Annotated in this window: 14 protein-coding genes; 5 read left to right on the top strand and 9 right to left on the bottom strand. The window is 62.8% G+C overall.

What is annotated here, in order from left to right; genetic code table 11:
• The first annotated feature begins 73 nt into the window (after positions 1–73).
• On the top strand, positions 74–1,000 hold the full coding sequence (locus tag C5L10_RS26570) for a carbohydrate kinase (protein WP_105432117.1): 927 nt from the start codon (positions 74–76) through the stop codon (positions 998–1,000).
• A 60-nt stretch (positions 1,001–1,060) separates the two neighbouring features.
• Here the strand turns inward: C5L10_RS26570 and pgi are convergent, their stop codons facing one another.
• The 3 genes from pgi to C5L10_RS26555 all read right to left on the bottom strand — a co-directional run bounded on the left by pgi (position 1,061) and on the right by C5L10_RS26555 (position 5,853).
• The gene (gene pgi, locus C5L10_RS26565; protein WP_105432116.1) at positions 1,061–2,686 is read right to left on the bottom strand and encodes a glucose-6-phosphate isomerase; all 1,626 of its coding nucleotides are present in this window, start codon (positions 2,684–2,686) and stop codon (positions 1,061–1,063) included.
• Positions 2,687–2,773: 87 nt separating this feature from the next.
• Positions 2,774–4,018, bottom strand: coding sequence for an alpha/beta hydrolase (locus tag C5L10_RS26560; RefSeq protein ID WP_105432115.1), 1,245 nt, complete (start codon positions 4,016–4,018; stop codon positions 2,774–2,776).
• A 137-nt stretch (positions 4,019–4,155) separates the two neighbouring features.
• Positions 4,156–5,853 (bottom strand): long-chain fatty acid--CoA ligase, encoded by a 1,698-nt coding sequence (locus C5L10_RS26555; protein ID WP_105432114.1) that lies wholly within the window; start codon positions 5,851–5,853, stop codon positions 4,156–4,158.
• A 271-nt stretch (positions 5,854–6,124) separates the two neighbouring features.
• On the opposite strand from C5L10_RS26555, the gene C5L10_RS26550 reads away from it, so the two are divergent.
• Together C5L10_RS26550 and C5L10_RS26545 are read left to right on the top strand one after the other, a co-directional pair.
• On the top strand, positions 6,125–6,517 hold the full coding sequence (locus C5L10_RS26550; protein WP_105432113.1) for a PRC-barrel domain-containing protein: 393 nt from the start codon (positions 6,125–6,127) through the stop codon (positions 6,515–6,517).
• Positions 6,518–6,614: 97 nt separating this feature from the next.
• Positions 6,615–7,727: a hypothetical protein gene (locus tag C5L10_RS26545; protein WP_105432112.1), complete on the top strand. Its 1,113-nt coding sequence runs from the start codon at positions 6,615–6,617 to the stop codon at positions 7,725–7,727.
• 19 nt (positions 7,728–7,746) lie between these two features.
• On the opposite strand, the gene nadE is transcribed toward C5L10_RS26545, so the two are convergent.
• From nadE to C5L10_RS26530, 3 genes are read right to left on the bottom strand one after another with little or no spacing between them, the layout of a single operon-like run.
• On the bottom strand, positions 7,747–8,745 hold the full coding sequence (gene nadE, locus C5L10_RS26540; RefSeq protein WP_105432111.1) for an NAD(+) synthase: 999 nt from the start codon (positions 8,743–8,745) through the stop codon (positions 7,747–7,749).
• Positions 8,742–10,295: a class I adenylate-forming enzyme family protein gene (locus C5L10_RS26535; RefSeq protein WP_105432110.1), complete on the bottom strand. Its 1,554-nt coding sequence runs from the start codon at positions 10,293–10,295 to the stop codon at positions 8,742–8,744. The genes nadE and C5L10_RS26535 overlap by 4 nt, the downstream gene beginning before the upstream one ends.
• Positions 10,296–10,305: 10 nt before the next feature.
• Entirely contained in the window at positions 10,306–10,560 is a 255-nt protein-coding gene (locus C5L10_RS26530) for an acyl carrier protein (protein WP_046610902.1), read from the bottom strand.
• A gap of 159 nt (positions 10,561–10,719) precedes the next feature.
• Between C5L10_RS26530 and xth the strand changes: the two genes are divergently transcribed.
• Positions 10,720–11,493 carry an exodeoxyribonuclease III gene (xth, locus tag C5L10_RS26525; protein WP_105432109.1) on the top strand — a complete coding sequence of 258 codons (774 nt, stop codon included), beginning with the start codon at positions 10,720–10,722 and terminating at the stop codon, positions 11,491–11,493.
• Here the strand turns inward: xth and C5L10_RS26520 are convergent.
• The 3 genes from C5L10_RS26520 to C5L10_RS26510 are packed head-to-tail and all read right to left on the bottom strand — an operon-like array spanning position 11,490 to position 13,305.
• Positions 11,490–11,726, bottom strand: a complete 237-nt coding sequence (locus tag C5L10_RS26520; protein ID WP_172717202.1) for a GNAT family N-acetyltransferase — start codon at positions 11,724–11,726, stop codon at positions 11,490–11,492. The genes xth and C5L10_RS26520 overlap by 4 nt on opposite strands.
• A complete protein-coding gene (locus C5L10_RS26515; protein ID WP_105432107.1) occupies positions 11,713–12,330 on the bottom strand; it encodes a GNAT family N-acetyltransferase in 618 nt (205 codons plus the stop codon). Before C5L10_RS26515 ends, C5L10_RS26520 begins: the two co-directional genes overlap by 14 nt.
• A gap of 24 nt (positions 12,331–12,354) precedes the next feature.
• Positions 12,355–13,305, bottom strand: coding sequence for a D-2-hydroxyacid dehydrogenase (locus C5L10_RS26510; RefSeq protein ID WP_105417435.1), 951 nt, complete (start codon positions 13,303–13,305; stop codon positions 12,355–12,357).
• Positions 13,306–13,431: 126 nt separating this feature from the next.
• Between C5L10_RS26510 and C5L10_RS26505 the strand changes: the two genes are divergently transcribed.
• A complete protein-coding gene (locus tag C5L10_RS26505) occupies positions 13,432–14,547 on the top strand; it encodes an NAD(P)/FAD-dependent oxidoreductase (protein WP_205837095.1) in 1,116 nt (371 codons plus the stop codon).
• The last annotated feature ends 5 nt before the right edge of the window (positions 14,548–14,552 follow it).

Genomic DNA, 14,552 nt, shown 5'->3' with positions numbered 1-14,552 from the left:
TTGCTCTGGTCTTTTGGCAAAAGCTCGCTTAATCGATTGAAAAACTGCTGAGAAAGCGCGCGGGAGGATTTTGATGATTTTGTGCTGCGGCGAAGCCCTGATCGATATGCTTCCGCGTGACACCACGCTCGGTGAAAAAGGCTTTGCGCCTTACGCCGGCGGTGCGATCTTCAACACCGCGATTGCGCTCGGGCGGCTTGGCCAGCCGACCGCGTTTTTCACCGGCATTTCCGATGACCTGATGGGTGACGTCCTGCGGGACACGCTGGCAAAGAGCGGCGTGGATTACAGCCTTGCGGCTGTTTCTTCCCGCCCGACCACGATTGCCTTCGTGAAACTCGTCAACGGCCAGGCGACCTATGCTTTCTACGACGAAGGCACCGCCGGCCGGATGATCACCGAGGCCGACCTGCCGGCGCTCGGCGATGACTGCGAGGCCATGCATTTCGGCGCGATCAGCCTGATCCCCGAACCTTGCGGCGCGACCTACGAGGCGCTGATGGCGCGCGAATACCGCGAGCGGGTGATCTCCTTCGATCCGAACATCCGCCCGGGCTTCATCAAGGACAAGCCGAAGCACATGGACCGCGTCCGCCGGATGGCCGCCATGTCCGATATCATCAAGTTCTCCGACGAGGATCTTGATTGGTTCGGCATGCAGGGCGACCATGACACGCTGGCGGCGCATTGGCTGGAGCAGGGCGCCAAGCTGGTGGTCCTCACCCGCGGCGCGGATGGCGCGACCGGCTATACCAAGAGCTTGAAGGTATCCGTGCCGAGCGAGCGCGTCACGGTGGTCGACACCGTCGGCGCCGGCGATACGTTCGATGCGGGCATTCTGGCCTCGTTGAAAATGCAGGACCTGCTGACGAAGCCGCAGGTCGCCAATCTTGCCGAGTCTCAGGTCGCCCATGCTCTCGCGCTAGGCGCAAAGGCCGCTGCCGTCACCGTATCGCGTGCCGGCGCCAACCCGCCCTTTGCCCATGAAATAGGTCTCTGAGGTTCTGCCCTCGGTCTTCAAAGGAAAAACGTTCGGCCCCCTGACGTGAGGGCCGAAACGTCATTTCCGGGCTGCTAGCAGCGCCTTCACCAGCCCCTGCGTCGAGGCGTCGTGGCCGGCAGCACTTTCCTTGCCTTCCACGACGGGCAGCAGGCCGGTCGCCAGTTCCTTGCCGAGTTCGACGCCCCACTGGTCGAACGAGTTGATGCGGAACAGCACCCCTTCGACGAACACCCGATGTTCGTAGAGCGCTATCAGCCGACCGAGGGCGAATGGCGTCAGCTTGTCGTGGACGAAGGTGATCGAGGGGCGGTTGCCGGTGAAGACGCGGTGCGGCGCGATGAAGTCGGCTTGTTTGTCGTCCATTCCCTTTGAGGTGAGCTGCGCCTTGGCCTCCGCCACGGTGCGGCCCTTCATCAGCGCTTCCGACTGCGCCAAGCAATTGGCGATCAGCAACTCGTGCTGGTGGCGCAGATGCGGCTCGAAACTGTTGGCGGCGATCGTGAACTCGGCCGGGATGACGGTCGTACCCTGATGGATGAGCTGATAGAAGGCGTGCTGGCCGTTGGTGCCGGGTTCGCCCCAGACGACCGGGCCGGAATTGCCTTCGACCGGCGTGCCGTCGATCGTCACGCCCTTGCCGTTCGATTCCATGTCGAGCTGCTGCAGATAGGCTGGGAAGCGCAGCAGCCGCTGGTCGTAGGGCAGGATGGCGCGCGACGGGTATCCGAGAACGTTGCGGTGGTAGAAGCCGATCAGGCCGAGCAGCATCGGCAGGTTCTGGCGCACCGGCGCGGTGCGGAAATGGGTGTCCATCGCATGCGCACCGTCCAGGAACTTGCCAAAATTCTCTGGGCCGACAGCGATCATCAAAGGTAGGCCGATCGCCGACCAGATCGAATACCGTCCGCCAACCCAGTCCCAGAACCCGAAGATGCGATCGCTGTCGATGCCGAAGGCGGCGACCTTGTCGAGCGCGGTGGAGACGGCGCAGAAGTGATGCCCGACGGCTGCTTCCCCGAGCTTGTCGGCGATGAAGGCGCGCGCCGAGGCTGCATTGGTCATTGTCTCGATGGTCGTGAAGGTCTTGGAAGCGACGATGAACAGCGTCGTTTCCGCGTCGAGCAGCTTCAGCGTGTCGGCGATATGGGCGCCATCGACGTTGGAGACGAAATGCGCCCGCGGGCCGTCATGGAAAGGTGCGAGCGCCAGGGTGACCATGACCGGGCCGAGATCGGAACCGCCGATGCCGATATTGACGATATCGGTGATCTTTTTGCCGGTCGCGCCCTTCAGCGCGCCCGAGCGGATGCCGTCGGCGAACTTGCCCATCGCGGCGAGCACGCCGTTGACATCCGGCATCACGTCCTTGCCGTCGACCAGAACAGGCGTATTGGAGCGGTTGCGCAGTGCCGTATGCAGCACGGCGCGGCCTTCGGTGAAGTTGATCGCAACGCCCGAGAACATCTCCTCGCGCTTGGCCGCAACGCCGCCGGCATCCGCCAGCTTTTCGAGCAGCGCCATGATCTCGTCGTTCACGGCCGTCTTGGAATAGTCCATCAGGAGATCGTCGAAAACGGCGCTGAACTTGGCGAAACGGCCGGAATCGGCCGCGAAGGCGGCGCGGATGTCCGTGGCATCGGTTTTCGCGACGGTGGACTTCAGGTCTTGGACGATGGCCTGCATGGGTGATTCCTCGGCACTCTGAATGGGATGATCGGGAACCTATTCCGTTTTGATGTCAAATCAAGCACGGCCGCGCCGACGATGCGTTTATTGTCCGACCGCCGTTCCCACGGCATTGCCGATCGAGTTGCCGAAGCGGTCGACCTGGTCCTTGTAGTTTCGGCGGGTGGCCGGATCGAAGATCGCGATCGGCGTGCTGACGGCCACGCTGGCGGCGCTGCCCACGGTCTGAGCCGTGCCGAGGGCAACGGCGCCGAGCGTCTCGCCGAGCCCGACGTCCGAGTCGGTCACCGTTTGTCCGGCGATCAGCCGGTTGCCGATCAGCTTTACCACTTCGGGACTTTCGGCGAATTTGCCGTGGTTCAGCCGGTCGCCGGTCTTGAGCGCGGTGAGGTCGAGAACCACGATGCCGGCTTTCTCGAACTCGCTGCGATAGGGCTCGACGGTCGGATCCACCTGGCCGAGCCGGTCGATATTGCCGGAAATCCGTCGCGACAGGCTGAGCGCCCGGTCGTCGCGGGAAACGAACAGAGTGAAATGCGGCCGCTTCTCGCCGATCTCGGCAAGCTGCTGGCCGAACACGTCGACATCGAGGTCGGGGGAGGCGAGGATGACGTTCTGGATCTTCGGCGCCACGCGGCCGTCCCGAATTGCCATCTGGCGGAGTGCCTCGACGGTCAGCCACGATCCCATAGAATGGGCCATGACGGTAATTTCCCCGACGTTCGGTTCTTTCGCCAGCCGGCGCAGCATCTCCTCCAGCGCATCGCGGGAATAGTTGGTGCTTTCCTTGTCGTAGTTATAGGCGAAGATGCTGCCGCGCGACGGCCAGGTGAACAGGACCGGAGCCACGTCGGCGTTGGAGTCATGGACGATCTGGGCAAAACGGTAGACGGCGTCCTCATAGCGGTTGTTGAAGCCGTGCACGAAGACGAACACCCGCCGGCTCTTGCCCAGGTGGCCCTTGAGCCAGGATTCAGCCGCCGGGGTGGCAAGCGGCGTCACGGAAACCGTCGCGAACTCCTTGGCCGGATTGGCGGGCAGCTTCGACGGCCACTGCACCTGACCGATCTCCCGGGCCTTGTCCGGCGGGATGGAGACCGCAATCTCGGTCACCACGGGTTCCTTGCCGCGCTCGCCGGAAAACAGCACGCCGGGCGTCTCGGTCGGGCGTCGCGTGGTTGCCACCAGCACATCGACCTTCGAGGTCCCGGCGGCCTGCGTCCGGGTCGGAATGAGCACGCCTTCGGGGCGCCCCGCACAGCCTGCAAGGACGCTCAGCACCGTAAGAACGGCAATCACACGAAACGAAATCCCGGCGCGGCTTTCCAAGCGAACTCCAACATGCTTTGACCAGCCCCCGCGGAAAGGGCTAATCAAGGACTGCCGCATCGTCCACCGCTAACGGCAGGATTCCGGCTTTACGACACACGCTTGGTCGTCATCTGTCGCAGCGTTGCAACGGCAGGTTAGCCGCGCAGCTCGCGCCGCAGGATCTTGCCGACGTTGGATTTCGGCAGTTCGGTGCGGAATTCGATGAAGCGCGGGCGCTTGTAGCCGGTCAGGCTGGCCACACAATGGGCCTTAACGTCCGCCTCCGTCAGGTTCGGATCCTTCTTGACCACGAAAAGCTTCACCGCCTCGCCGGAATGTTCGTCCGGCACGCCGATCGCCGCACATTCCAGCACGCCGGGATGGGTCGCGACGACCTCCTCGACCTCGTTCGGATAGACGTTGAAGCCGGAGACGAGGATCATGTCCTTCTTTCGGTCGACGATCTTCGTGTAGCCTTGGCGGTCCATGTAGCCCATGTCGCCGGTCCGGAAATAACCGTCCGCCGTCGTGACCTTGGCGGTTTCGTCCGGGCGGTTCCAGTAACCGGCCATCACCTGCGGACCGCGGATGCAGATCTCGCCGACATCGCCGAGTTCCACTTCGGACCCGTCGTCGTTACGGATCGAGATTTCCGTGGACGAGATGGGAAGTCCGATCATGCCGCTGAATTCGGTGGCGTCGAGCCGGTTGGCGGTGGCGACCGGCGAGGTTTCCGACAGGCCGTAACCCTCGGTGATCTGGCAATGGGTCATCTTCATCCAGCGTTCGGCGACCGGCCGCTGCACCGACATGCCGCCGCCGAAGGCAAGGATCATCGACGAGAAATCCAGCTTCTGGAAGTCCGGATTGTTCATCAGCGCATTGAACAGCGTGTTGAGCCCGGGGAAGACGTGGATCTTGTACTTCTGCAGTTCCTTGACGAAGGCTGGAATATCGCGCGGGTTGGCGATCAGGATATTGTGGCTGCCGGTCGCAACCCCCATCAGCGAATTCACCGTCAGCGCGAAGATATGATAGAGCGGCAGGGCGCAGACGAACTGGATCTGCTCCGGGCGCGGTTTGTTGAGGAAGGCGGTTTCCAGCCACAGGCCCATCTGCTCCTTGTTGGCGAGCAGGTTGGCATGGGTGAGGATGGCGCCCTTGGAAACACCGGTCGTGCCGCCGGTATATTGCAGGAAGGCGATATCGCGAGGCGAGACCTCGACCGGTTTCATCGTTTGCCGGGCGCCTTCGGCAATCACCTGCTTGAAGCTTCGGCTTGATGGCAGCGACCATTCCGGCACCAGCTTCTTCACCTTGCGCACGACCAGATTGACGATATGGCCCTTCAGGCCGAGCATGTCGCCCATCGTGGCGACGACCACTTGGCTGATCTCCGTCTGCGGCAAAGCCTGCTGCACGGTATGGGCAAAATTTTCGAGAACGAAAATCGTCTTGGCGCCGGAATCTTTCAGCTGGTAGGCCAGTTCGCGTGGGGTGTAGAGCGGGTTGACGTTGACGACCACCATGCCGACGCGAAGGATGCCGTATACGATCACCGGGTTCTGGAGAATATTGGGCAGCATTACCGCCACGCGGTCGCCCTTGACGAGGCCCTGGGCCTGCAGCCAGATGCCGATCTTGCGGCTTTCCGCTTCGAGCTGACGATAGGTCAGTGACTTGCCCATGCTCGAAAAGGCGGGGCGGTCCGCATACCGAGCGCAGCTGTCCTCGAAGAGGTTTCCGAGTGACTGATGCTGCAGCGGCGGGATCTCGGCCGGCACTGTCGGCGGATAGGAGGCGAGCCAGATCTTAGGTGGATTGGCACCGGTACGTGCGGTGACTTCGTTCATGCCGACCTCCTCTATCGTTCTTGTTGTTGTCCCGCGCTTTCCCGGCGCGTGCGGCTCAGGTCCTCCACCTTCCCGCGAACAACAGATTATGCCATGCCGCGACAGCATCAAGCCATCCGCACAGATTTAAACAGCTATCCGCCTTTGACGTAAACGTCAACGAGGCTCCACGTTCGTATCCATAATTGAACCGACAACGGAACATCCCAAGGGATCGGGCGTTTTCCAAGCGGTGCGAAATGCACGAGGAATCACGAAAAGGAGGTGCGAAATGTTGCATCAAGAACCACGAGCCGGACAGGACCCCTATGTCAAGGACAGCCCATCGCTGATCGCCAGCGACAAGGTTGAAGGGACGAAGGTTTATGGCGCCGACGGCAAGCATATCGGCTCTATCGCCCGCGTGCTTCTCGAAAAGCGCGGCGGTCGGGTCGGTTATGCGGTCCTCAGCTTCGGCGGCTTTCTGGGTATCGGCGACGACTATTACCCGCTGCCCTGGGAAAAGCTTCGTTACGACGAACAGCTCGATGGCTACCGCATCGACCTGACCAAGGACCAGATCACCGGCGCCCCGCGTTACCGCGATCTGGATGATGAGACCTGGTACAACGACAAGGGCCGGACGATCTACGACTATTACGGCGTTCCGCCATACTGGATGTAAGCGTTCCGCCAATAGAATTCCGAGGCTCCGCGTTGCGGGGCCTCTTTTCGTTTATTTAATTCTCCTGATGCAAGGTCCTCACGACAAGGGGACGGCGATGACGGGAAAGACGGAAGCGGGCACGGTCCGAGATTTCGAGCGCGGTGATATCGAGGCTGTAGCGCAGCTTTTCCAGGAGACGTTCCGCAAATCGAATGCGCCGTCGCCCTCCTTGACCGCCTATTTGGAAGAAGCCTTTTTCGATCATCCCTGGGCGGAGCCCGATATCCGCTCGAAGATCTTTGCGGGCGCTGGTGGAAAGGTGTCCGGTTTCATCGGCGTCTTTCCGTCGCGGCTGGAACTTGACGGCCGGCCCCTTCGTGCCGCCTTCGCCGGTTCGATGATGGTCCAGAACCCGAAGGATAATCCACTCGCCGGGGCACGGCTGCTGCGCTCCTTCCTCGCCGGCCCGCAGGATATCTCGCTGACAGAGACCGCCAATTCCACGGCGCTCGGCATGTGGCAGAAGGCCGGCCATCCGCTCGATCCCGGCTACAGCATGAATTGGCTGCGCATCCTGCGTCCGGCTTCCGCAGCGGTCGAGGTCCTGGCCAGGCGGTTGCGTCCCGCGGCCCTCCTGCGCCCCTTCGGCCGGATCGCCGACCGTGGCTCGGCTCTGGTCCGTATGACGCCTCTTCGGCCGGCCGAACGCAGCGCCTCGAAGATCATGTTCCGCGACGTCACCCGCGAGCAGTTCGGCACGGCGCTTCCGGCGCTTGCCTTGAACTATCCCCTTCGTCCGCGCTGGGATGATCGTTCGTTGGCGTGGTTCCTGGATCAGGCGGAAAACAAGCGGAATTTCGGCTATCCGGAATGGCGCGTCGGCTTTGCTCCCGACGGGCGACCGGTTGCGGCCTACGTCTATTTCGCCGGTCCCGGCGAGATCGGCTGGCTGCTACAGGCCTTGTCGGCGCCGAACGCGGCAGCGGAAATGGTCGACGACCTGTTTGCCCACGCTTACGAGATGGGATGCTCCGGCATACGCGGCGGGGGGCATCCATGGCTGATCCCGACGCTGATGAGCCGCAAGACGATTTTCTACGGCCGCTCGTTCTTTGTCGCGCAGGCGCGCGACAAGAGCCTGCTGGAGCCGATCAGGTCCGGCCAGGCGCTGATCAGCGGACTTGCCGGAGAAAGCTGGACGCGCCTGGTCGGCGACCGGTTCGACTGAGACTTCTCAGCCAAGCCACTTAACTGAGCATCGTCACCGGCTCGGCATGCAGATATTCCGCCACCTTGCGCTTCGAGGCGATGTTGCGCCAGACGGCGTCCACCTCGTCCGGCGTCAGCCCTGCAGCCTCGCCGACCTCTTCCCGCACAATGCCGTTGTCGAGAGCGTAGAGGCATAGATCCATCCGGTCATAAGGCAGCGAGAAATAATACTCGTCCTGGCCCTGCGGCAGCGACCATGTGTCCGTCGTCGGCGGGCGCCGGCGAATATCGGCGGGTACGCCGAGGGCTTCGGCAAGCTGATAGACCTGGCTCTTGTAGAGATGCGCGATCGGCTTGAAATCCGCGGCGCCATCGCCGTTCTTCACGAAGAAGCCCTGATCGTATTCGAGCCGGTTCGGTGTGCCGGCGACGGCAAAGTTCAGCCGGTCGGCGTGGTAATATTCGATCTGCTTGCGGGTGCGCTGTTTCATGTTGGCGGCCGCGATCATGCCGAGATAGACCTCGAGCGGCATGCGATGGCGGCTCTGCTCGCCAGCCGGATTGGCGACCACCAGCCAGGAAATATTGTAGCCGCGGCCGGTCAGCGCATTTTCCAGCACCACCTTGCAGCCCCAGCCCTCGCCGAACTCCGGAACGATCTGCCGGATGAAGCCGTCGCGGCGCGTATAGCAGCCGGCCGCGGCAAGCGCCGGACCGATATCTTCGAGAACGGTCTCAACTCCGACCGCTTCTGCCAGCGCTTTGCCGAGCTTCAGGCTGTCCGGATCGGAATCGTGCTCCGGCATGAAGATGCCCGTCACCTTGCCCGGCCCGAGCGCGCGAGCACAAAGGGCCGCGGTGACGCTGGAATCGATGCCGCCGGACAGGCCGAGCACCGCGCCGCGCTTGCGCAAATCCTTTAGGACGGTCTCGCGCAGCCAGCCGCAGATGCGCTCGATCTCGGCCTCCGCATCGAGCTTCAACGTCTCGGCCGAGAATTTTCCCGCCGTTTGGGCCTGCTTCAGGCTCTGGATCATGCGACATTCCCCCGTGTGACTGTGTTTGTTTCGTCCGCGCCGAGCCGGATCTTGCCGGTCGTCGTGCGCGGCAGCGCGTCGCGGAACGCGACGCTTTTCGGCACCATGTAATCTTCAAGCAACTGAGCGCAGTGGCGGATGATTTCCCGCTCGGTCAGCGTCACGCCGTCCTCCACCACCACATAGGCGCGGACGACCTGGCCGAAGATCGGATCGTCGATGCCGCCAACCGCCGCTTCCTTGATGCCGGGCAGCGCATAGAGCGCGCGCTCGACTTCCTGCGGGCTGACTTTTTCGCCGCGCGTCTTGATGATGTCGTCGCGCCGGCTGACGAAATAGAGAAAGCCGTCCGCATCCGCCTGGAAGAGATCTCCGGTGTGCAGCCGCCTACCGCCCGCAACCGGCGAAAGTGCCCTTACCGAGGTCAGGTCGTTGCCCCAGTAACCGGACATCACATGCGGCCCCTCGACGACAAGTTCACCGATCGTGCCCGGAGGAGCGGGACGTCCGTCCTCGTCGATCACGAAAGCGCTGGTGCCGGGAATGGCGCGGCCGACCGAAAGCGGCCGGCGGGAAACCTCTTCCGGCGGCAGATAGGTGGCACGCAGGCATTCTGTCTGGCCGTACATCAGGAAAAGCCGGGTATCGGGTAAAAGCTGCTGAAGCCGTTCGGCAAAGGCCGGCGGCATGGCTGCGGCGGCGCTGGTGATGGTGCGCAGATGTGGCAGGAAACCCGGCTCCAGATCCTTCATGCCGGTGATCAGGGCGGCCATCGGCGGCACGAGCGGGAAACCCGTCGCCTTCACCTCCGTCAGCCGTTCGAGGATCTTCCGCGGAAAGGCGAAGCTCTTTTCGAGTGCCAGCGTACCCCCGGCCATTACCATCGTCACCACCTGCGTGATGCCGTAGCCGAAGGACAGCGGCAGGACGCTGAGCACGACGTCCTCGGCCGTATTGCCGAGATAGACAACGATCGCTTCGCAGGCGGCGCCGACATTGGCGTGGGTCAGCATCACGCCCTTCGGTTGGCCGGTGGAGCCCGAAGTGTGGAGCAGCAGCGCCAGCGCTTCGGTGTTTTCGAGCTCCCTGAGCGGAACGGGAAACTCACCGCTAACCAGATCTTCGAACCGCAATCCATGACCGAGATCGTCGCCGGTATCCGCCTGGGCGACGATCGTCAGCGGCTGCATCTTCGCCATGGCGATGGCCGAATTCACGGTTGCTCGCTGGCGGGCATGGGTGATGACCGCGGAAGCCTCTGTGCTGTTTAGAATGACAGAGAGCTTTTCCGCCTTGATCGACGGATAAAGTGGGCAGGACACGGCACCCGCCTTCCAGAGGCCAAAAAAGCTGACCACCGCCTCATGGCTGTTGTCCAGCACCATTAGCACCCGGTCACCGGGCTTGATGCCGCCGCCGGCAAGGCTTGCGGCGAGGCGATCGGACAACGTATCGAGTTCTGCGTAGGTCAGCCGGACGTCGCCCGCGATGAGCGCGAGCTTCGGCCCGAAACGTCTGGCGCTATCGCGGAGCCTGGCCTCTATGCGCACCGGCGCAGCCTCAGGCCGCTGCCAGCTTGATCGACAGGTAGCTCGTCATGTTGTCGATACTGTCGAGGTTTTCCGGAACGATTTCATCGTCGGCGACGGTGATGCCGTAGGTCTGTTCCAGGAAGGCGATCAGTTCGAGCACGCCGGTGGAATCGATCACGCCGCTTTCGAGCAGCGACTGGTTGTTGGAAACCTGCGCGTCGGCCCGGAAAAGAAAATTTTCCGCGATGAACTCGCGCACGCTGTTTTCGATTGCTTCCGCCATCGACTGCCCTCTCCACAAATGGTTTTTGCCGCGCGGATGCGGCGCGGTCGATTGAAAAGGCATCTTCCAGACTATCCCTGAACGTTTTGCTAATTTGTAAAACGCTTTTGTCCACAAGCTTAACCGCATCCAAATGCCGGCCTCGACGTTGATGCATCCATGAAGATCGCGACCTTCAATGTGAACGGCGTCAACGGTCGCCTCGGCCTGCTCCTCGAATGGCTCGAGGAGGCGGCGCCGGACGTGGTCTGCCTGCAGGAGCTGAAGGCGCCGCAGGAGAAGTTTCCGGCAAAGGCGATCGCGAAGGCGGGTTACGGCGCAGCCTGGCACGGCCAGAAAAGCTGGAACGGCGTCGCCATCCTTGCCCGCGACGCCGATCCCATCGAAACGCGCCGCGGCCTGCCCGGCGATCCCGAGGACCTTCACAGCCGCTATATCGAAGCTGCAGTGCAGGGCGTGCTGGTCGCGTGCCTCTATGCTCCGAACGGCAATCCCGCGCCAGGCCCGAAGTTCGCCTACAAGCTTGCCTGGTACGAGCGGTTTCTGGTGCATGCTCAGGCGCTGCTGGAGACGGGCGCGCCCATTATCCTCGCCGGCGACTATAACGTCATGCCGACCGATCTCGATGTCTACAAACCGGAACGCTGGCGGGATGACGCGCTGTTCCGGCCGGAGGTACGAGAGGCTTTTTCCCGGCTGCAGGAACAAGGCTGGACCGACGCGATCCGCAAGCTGCACCCGGGCGAGCGCATCTATACGTTCTGGGATTATTTCAGGAACGCCTGGGGCCGAGATGCCGGCCTGCGGCTCGACCACCTATTGCTCAGCCCCTCGATAGCGGACCGGTTGCAGGCAGCCGGCGTCGACCGCCACGTCCGCGGCCGCGAACATGCAAGCGATCATGCGCCGGCCTGGATCGAACTCGGCGACTAGGTGAGATCGATCGCCATCTCGGACTGGGTGAGGGTACTTTTCCGCCAGCCGATCCGCCGCATGAAGCGGTCGAGCAGGCCCTCCGGCACGTTTTCGATGATGAAGAGCCGGCGGCCCGGATAACGGGCGGCGAGAGCATCGGTCAGCGACCGGCCAAACCCCTGCCGGCGGCGGGCGGGATCGACCGCGAGGCCGAAGAGCCGGATATCCTTGCCCGAGTCATCCAAAAGCACGGCCGCCTTTGTCACCGAGCGCGAAACCCTTCAGCGGCAGGCCAGCTCTCTCAAAACTCCGGGGATCCGTCTGCCAGGAGAGGCCGGTATCGGCGAATTTTGCAAGCATCGCTGCGGCCGTCTTCAGGTCGCTTTCCTTGGCCGGCGCCACATCCGGCGCGGCAAGCTTGCGGCTGCGGCCGAAGCCCACAAGTTTACGGGTAATCACGAAGCCGAGCGACAGATAGAGATCGCGCGCCCGCTCATTGGTGTTGATCACTTCGAGGATGAGCTTTCGGTCGCCGCGCGCCTTCGCCGCCTCGATGGCATTGAGCATCACGCTGCGCCCGAAACCGCGGCCGCGGATCGTCGGCCCCATGCCGATCGCGCCGACCCGCGAAAGATCGCCCCGCCGGCCGACCAACAGAATGCCCGCCGGGTTTTCGCCGTCGAAATAAACGAAGCTCTCATCGAGATCGACATGATCGCCTTCGATGCGCAACTGCAGCGACGGGACCGTCACATTCATCGGCACCACATAGCCCGAAAAGCCGGCAGTAAAACCTTCAGCCGCCTCTTCCAGGCTGCAATCCGACAAGCGACGATGGGAAATGGCGGATGTCATGACCTCTCTTCCGAGCGTGTTGCCTCAGAGCACGTTGGACGGCGAGCCCTTTTCGAAATTCTCGACATGGGTGATGACCTGCGCCCAGAGCGTCTGCATCGCCTCGTCGCTCGCCCAGGCCACATGCGGGGTGAGGATGAAGTTCGGCCGTTCCAGGATCGTCAGCAGCGGATTGTCCGGCGCCGGCGGCTCCCTGGTCAGCACGTCGAAACCGGCGCCGCCGATCAGGCCCTCGTCGAGCGCGGTCACCAGATCGGCCTCGTTCACCAGGCCGCCGCGGGCGGTATTGATGATCAGCGGATGCCGCTTCATCTTTCGGAACTCGGGCAGGCCGATGAGGTCGCGGGTCGCCGGCGTCAGCGGCATGTGGAAGGTGATGATATCCGACGTTTCCAGCACCTCGTCGAAGGCGGTGTAGCCGGGCTCGACCTTTTCGGCATCTTTCCGGGCCGCGAAGATGACCTTCATGCCGAACGCCTCCGCGATCTTCGCCACCGACTTGCCGAGCGTGCCGCGGCCCAAAATACCGAGCGTCGATCCGGCCAGATCCTTAATCGGATGGTTGAAGAAGCAGAACTGGTTGGCGCGCTGCCATTCGCCGGCGATCACGTCCTCACGAAAACCGACGATGGAACGGCGGAGCGCGAAGATCAGGCCGAACGTATGCTCCGGCACGGTGTTGACCGCATAACCGCGCACGTTGGAGACGGTGATGCCGCGCTCCTTGGCGAAGGCCAGATCGATCACGTCATAACCCGTGGCAGCAACCGCGATCATCTTCAGCTTCGGGGCATTGGCGATCGATTGCTCGCGCACCGGCGCCTTGTTGGTGATGACGATATCGGCATCCGCGATACGGGAAGCCACATCCTCCAGCGCCGTCTTGCCGTACTCTACCCATTCATGAGCGAACGCGGGCCGGGTGATCGTCACCGAAGGGCCGATCGTGTCGCGGTCCAGAAACACGACCTTCATTGCGAAAATTCCTGCATGATTTGAACTCCTCCCAATCGAACCCACGGCGGCCGAAGCGCTGGCCGCAATGGATTTGTCGTATATCATCCCGCCCGCCGACCGAAAGGCAAAAGTGCGGAGAATGGCATGGGTGAAGTGTTGACGCTCGATTGCGTCGTCATCGGCGGCGGCGTGGTGGGGCTGGCGGTGGCCCGCGAACTGGCAATGGCCGGCCACGAGGTCGTGCTTCTGGAAGCCGAGCCGATGACCGGCGGCATCACCTCCTCCCGCAACAGCGAAGTCATCCACGCCGGGCTCTATTACCCGACCGGCAGCCTCAAGGCCGAACTCTGCGTCGCCGGCAAGGAGAAGCTCTACGATTATTGCCGCGACCGGCACATTCCGCACAAGCGATGCGGCAAGCTGGTCGTCGCCTCGAACGAGGCCGAAGTCGCCTATCTCGAAAAACTGTTGAAGCAGGCACAAGCCAATGGCGTCGACGATTGCCGGCTGATCGACGGCACCGAACTTGCCCGCCTCGAGCCGCAGATCGTAGGCTTTGCAGCACTCGTCTCCCTTTCGACCGGCATCATCGACAGCCACAGCCTGATGGGAGCCTATATCGCCGATATCGAGGCGCATGGCGGCAGCGTCGTGCTCAACTCGCCCGTCCTGGGAGGCGAACTTCTGGCCGACACGGTGCGGCTCTCGGTCGGCGGCCGCGATCCCGTGGAGATCGAGGCGAACCTGGTGGTCAACTCGGCCGGCTTAAGCGCCTGGGCGATCTCCGAAGGCATGATCGGCCTCGACAGGGGAACTATCCCCGAGCGCCACTATGCAAAAGGCTGCTATTTCTCATTGACCGCCCGCGCGCCCGCAGAACGGCTGATCTACCCGGTGCCGGAGACCGGCGGGCTCGGCGTCCACCTGACGCTTGATCTCGCCGGCCAGGCGCGGTTCGGCCCGGATGTCGAATGGGTCGAGACGATCGACTACGACGTCGATCCCCGCCGCGCCGACAAGTTCTATGCAGCGATCCGCCGCTACTGGCCAAATCTGCCGGACGGCGCCCTGCAGCCTGCCTATTCGGGCATGCGGCCGAAAGTACTCGGCCCGAACGGAGGAGGGGCCGGCGACTTTATCATTCAGGGGCCTGAAACCACCGGCCACCCGGCCTATGCCGCGCTTTACGGCATCGAAAGCCCCGGCTTGACCGCCTCCATGGCGATCGCGGAGAGGGTGGCGCGCCTGACCTTGCGATAAGGTCA

Origin of the sequence: Neorhizobium sp. T6_25 (genome assembly GCF_002968555.1) — a bacterium.
GTDB lineage: Bacteria > Pseudomonadota > Alphaproteobacteria > Rhizobiales > Rhizobiaceae > Neorhizobium.
This window is presented reverse-complemented; position numbering and strand designations above follow the sequence as displayed.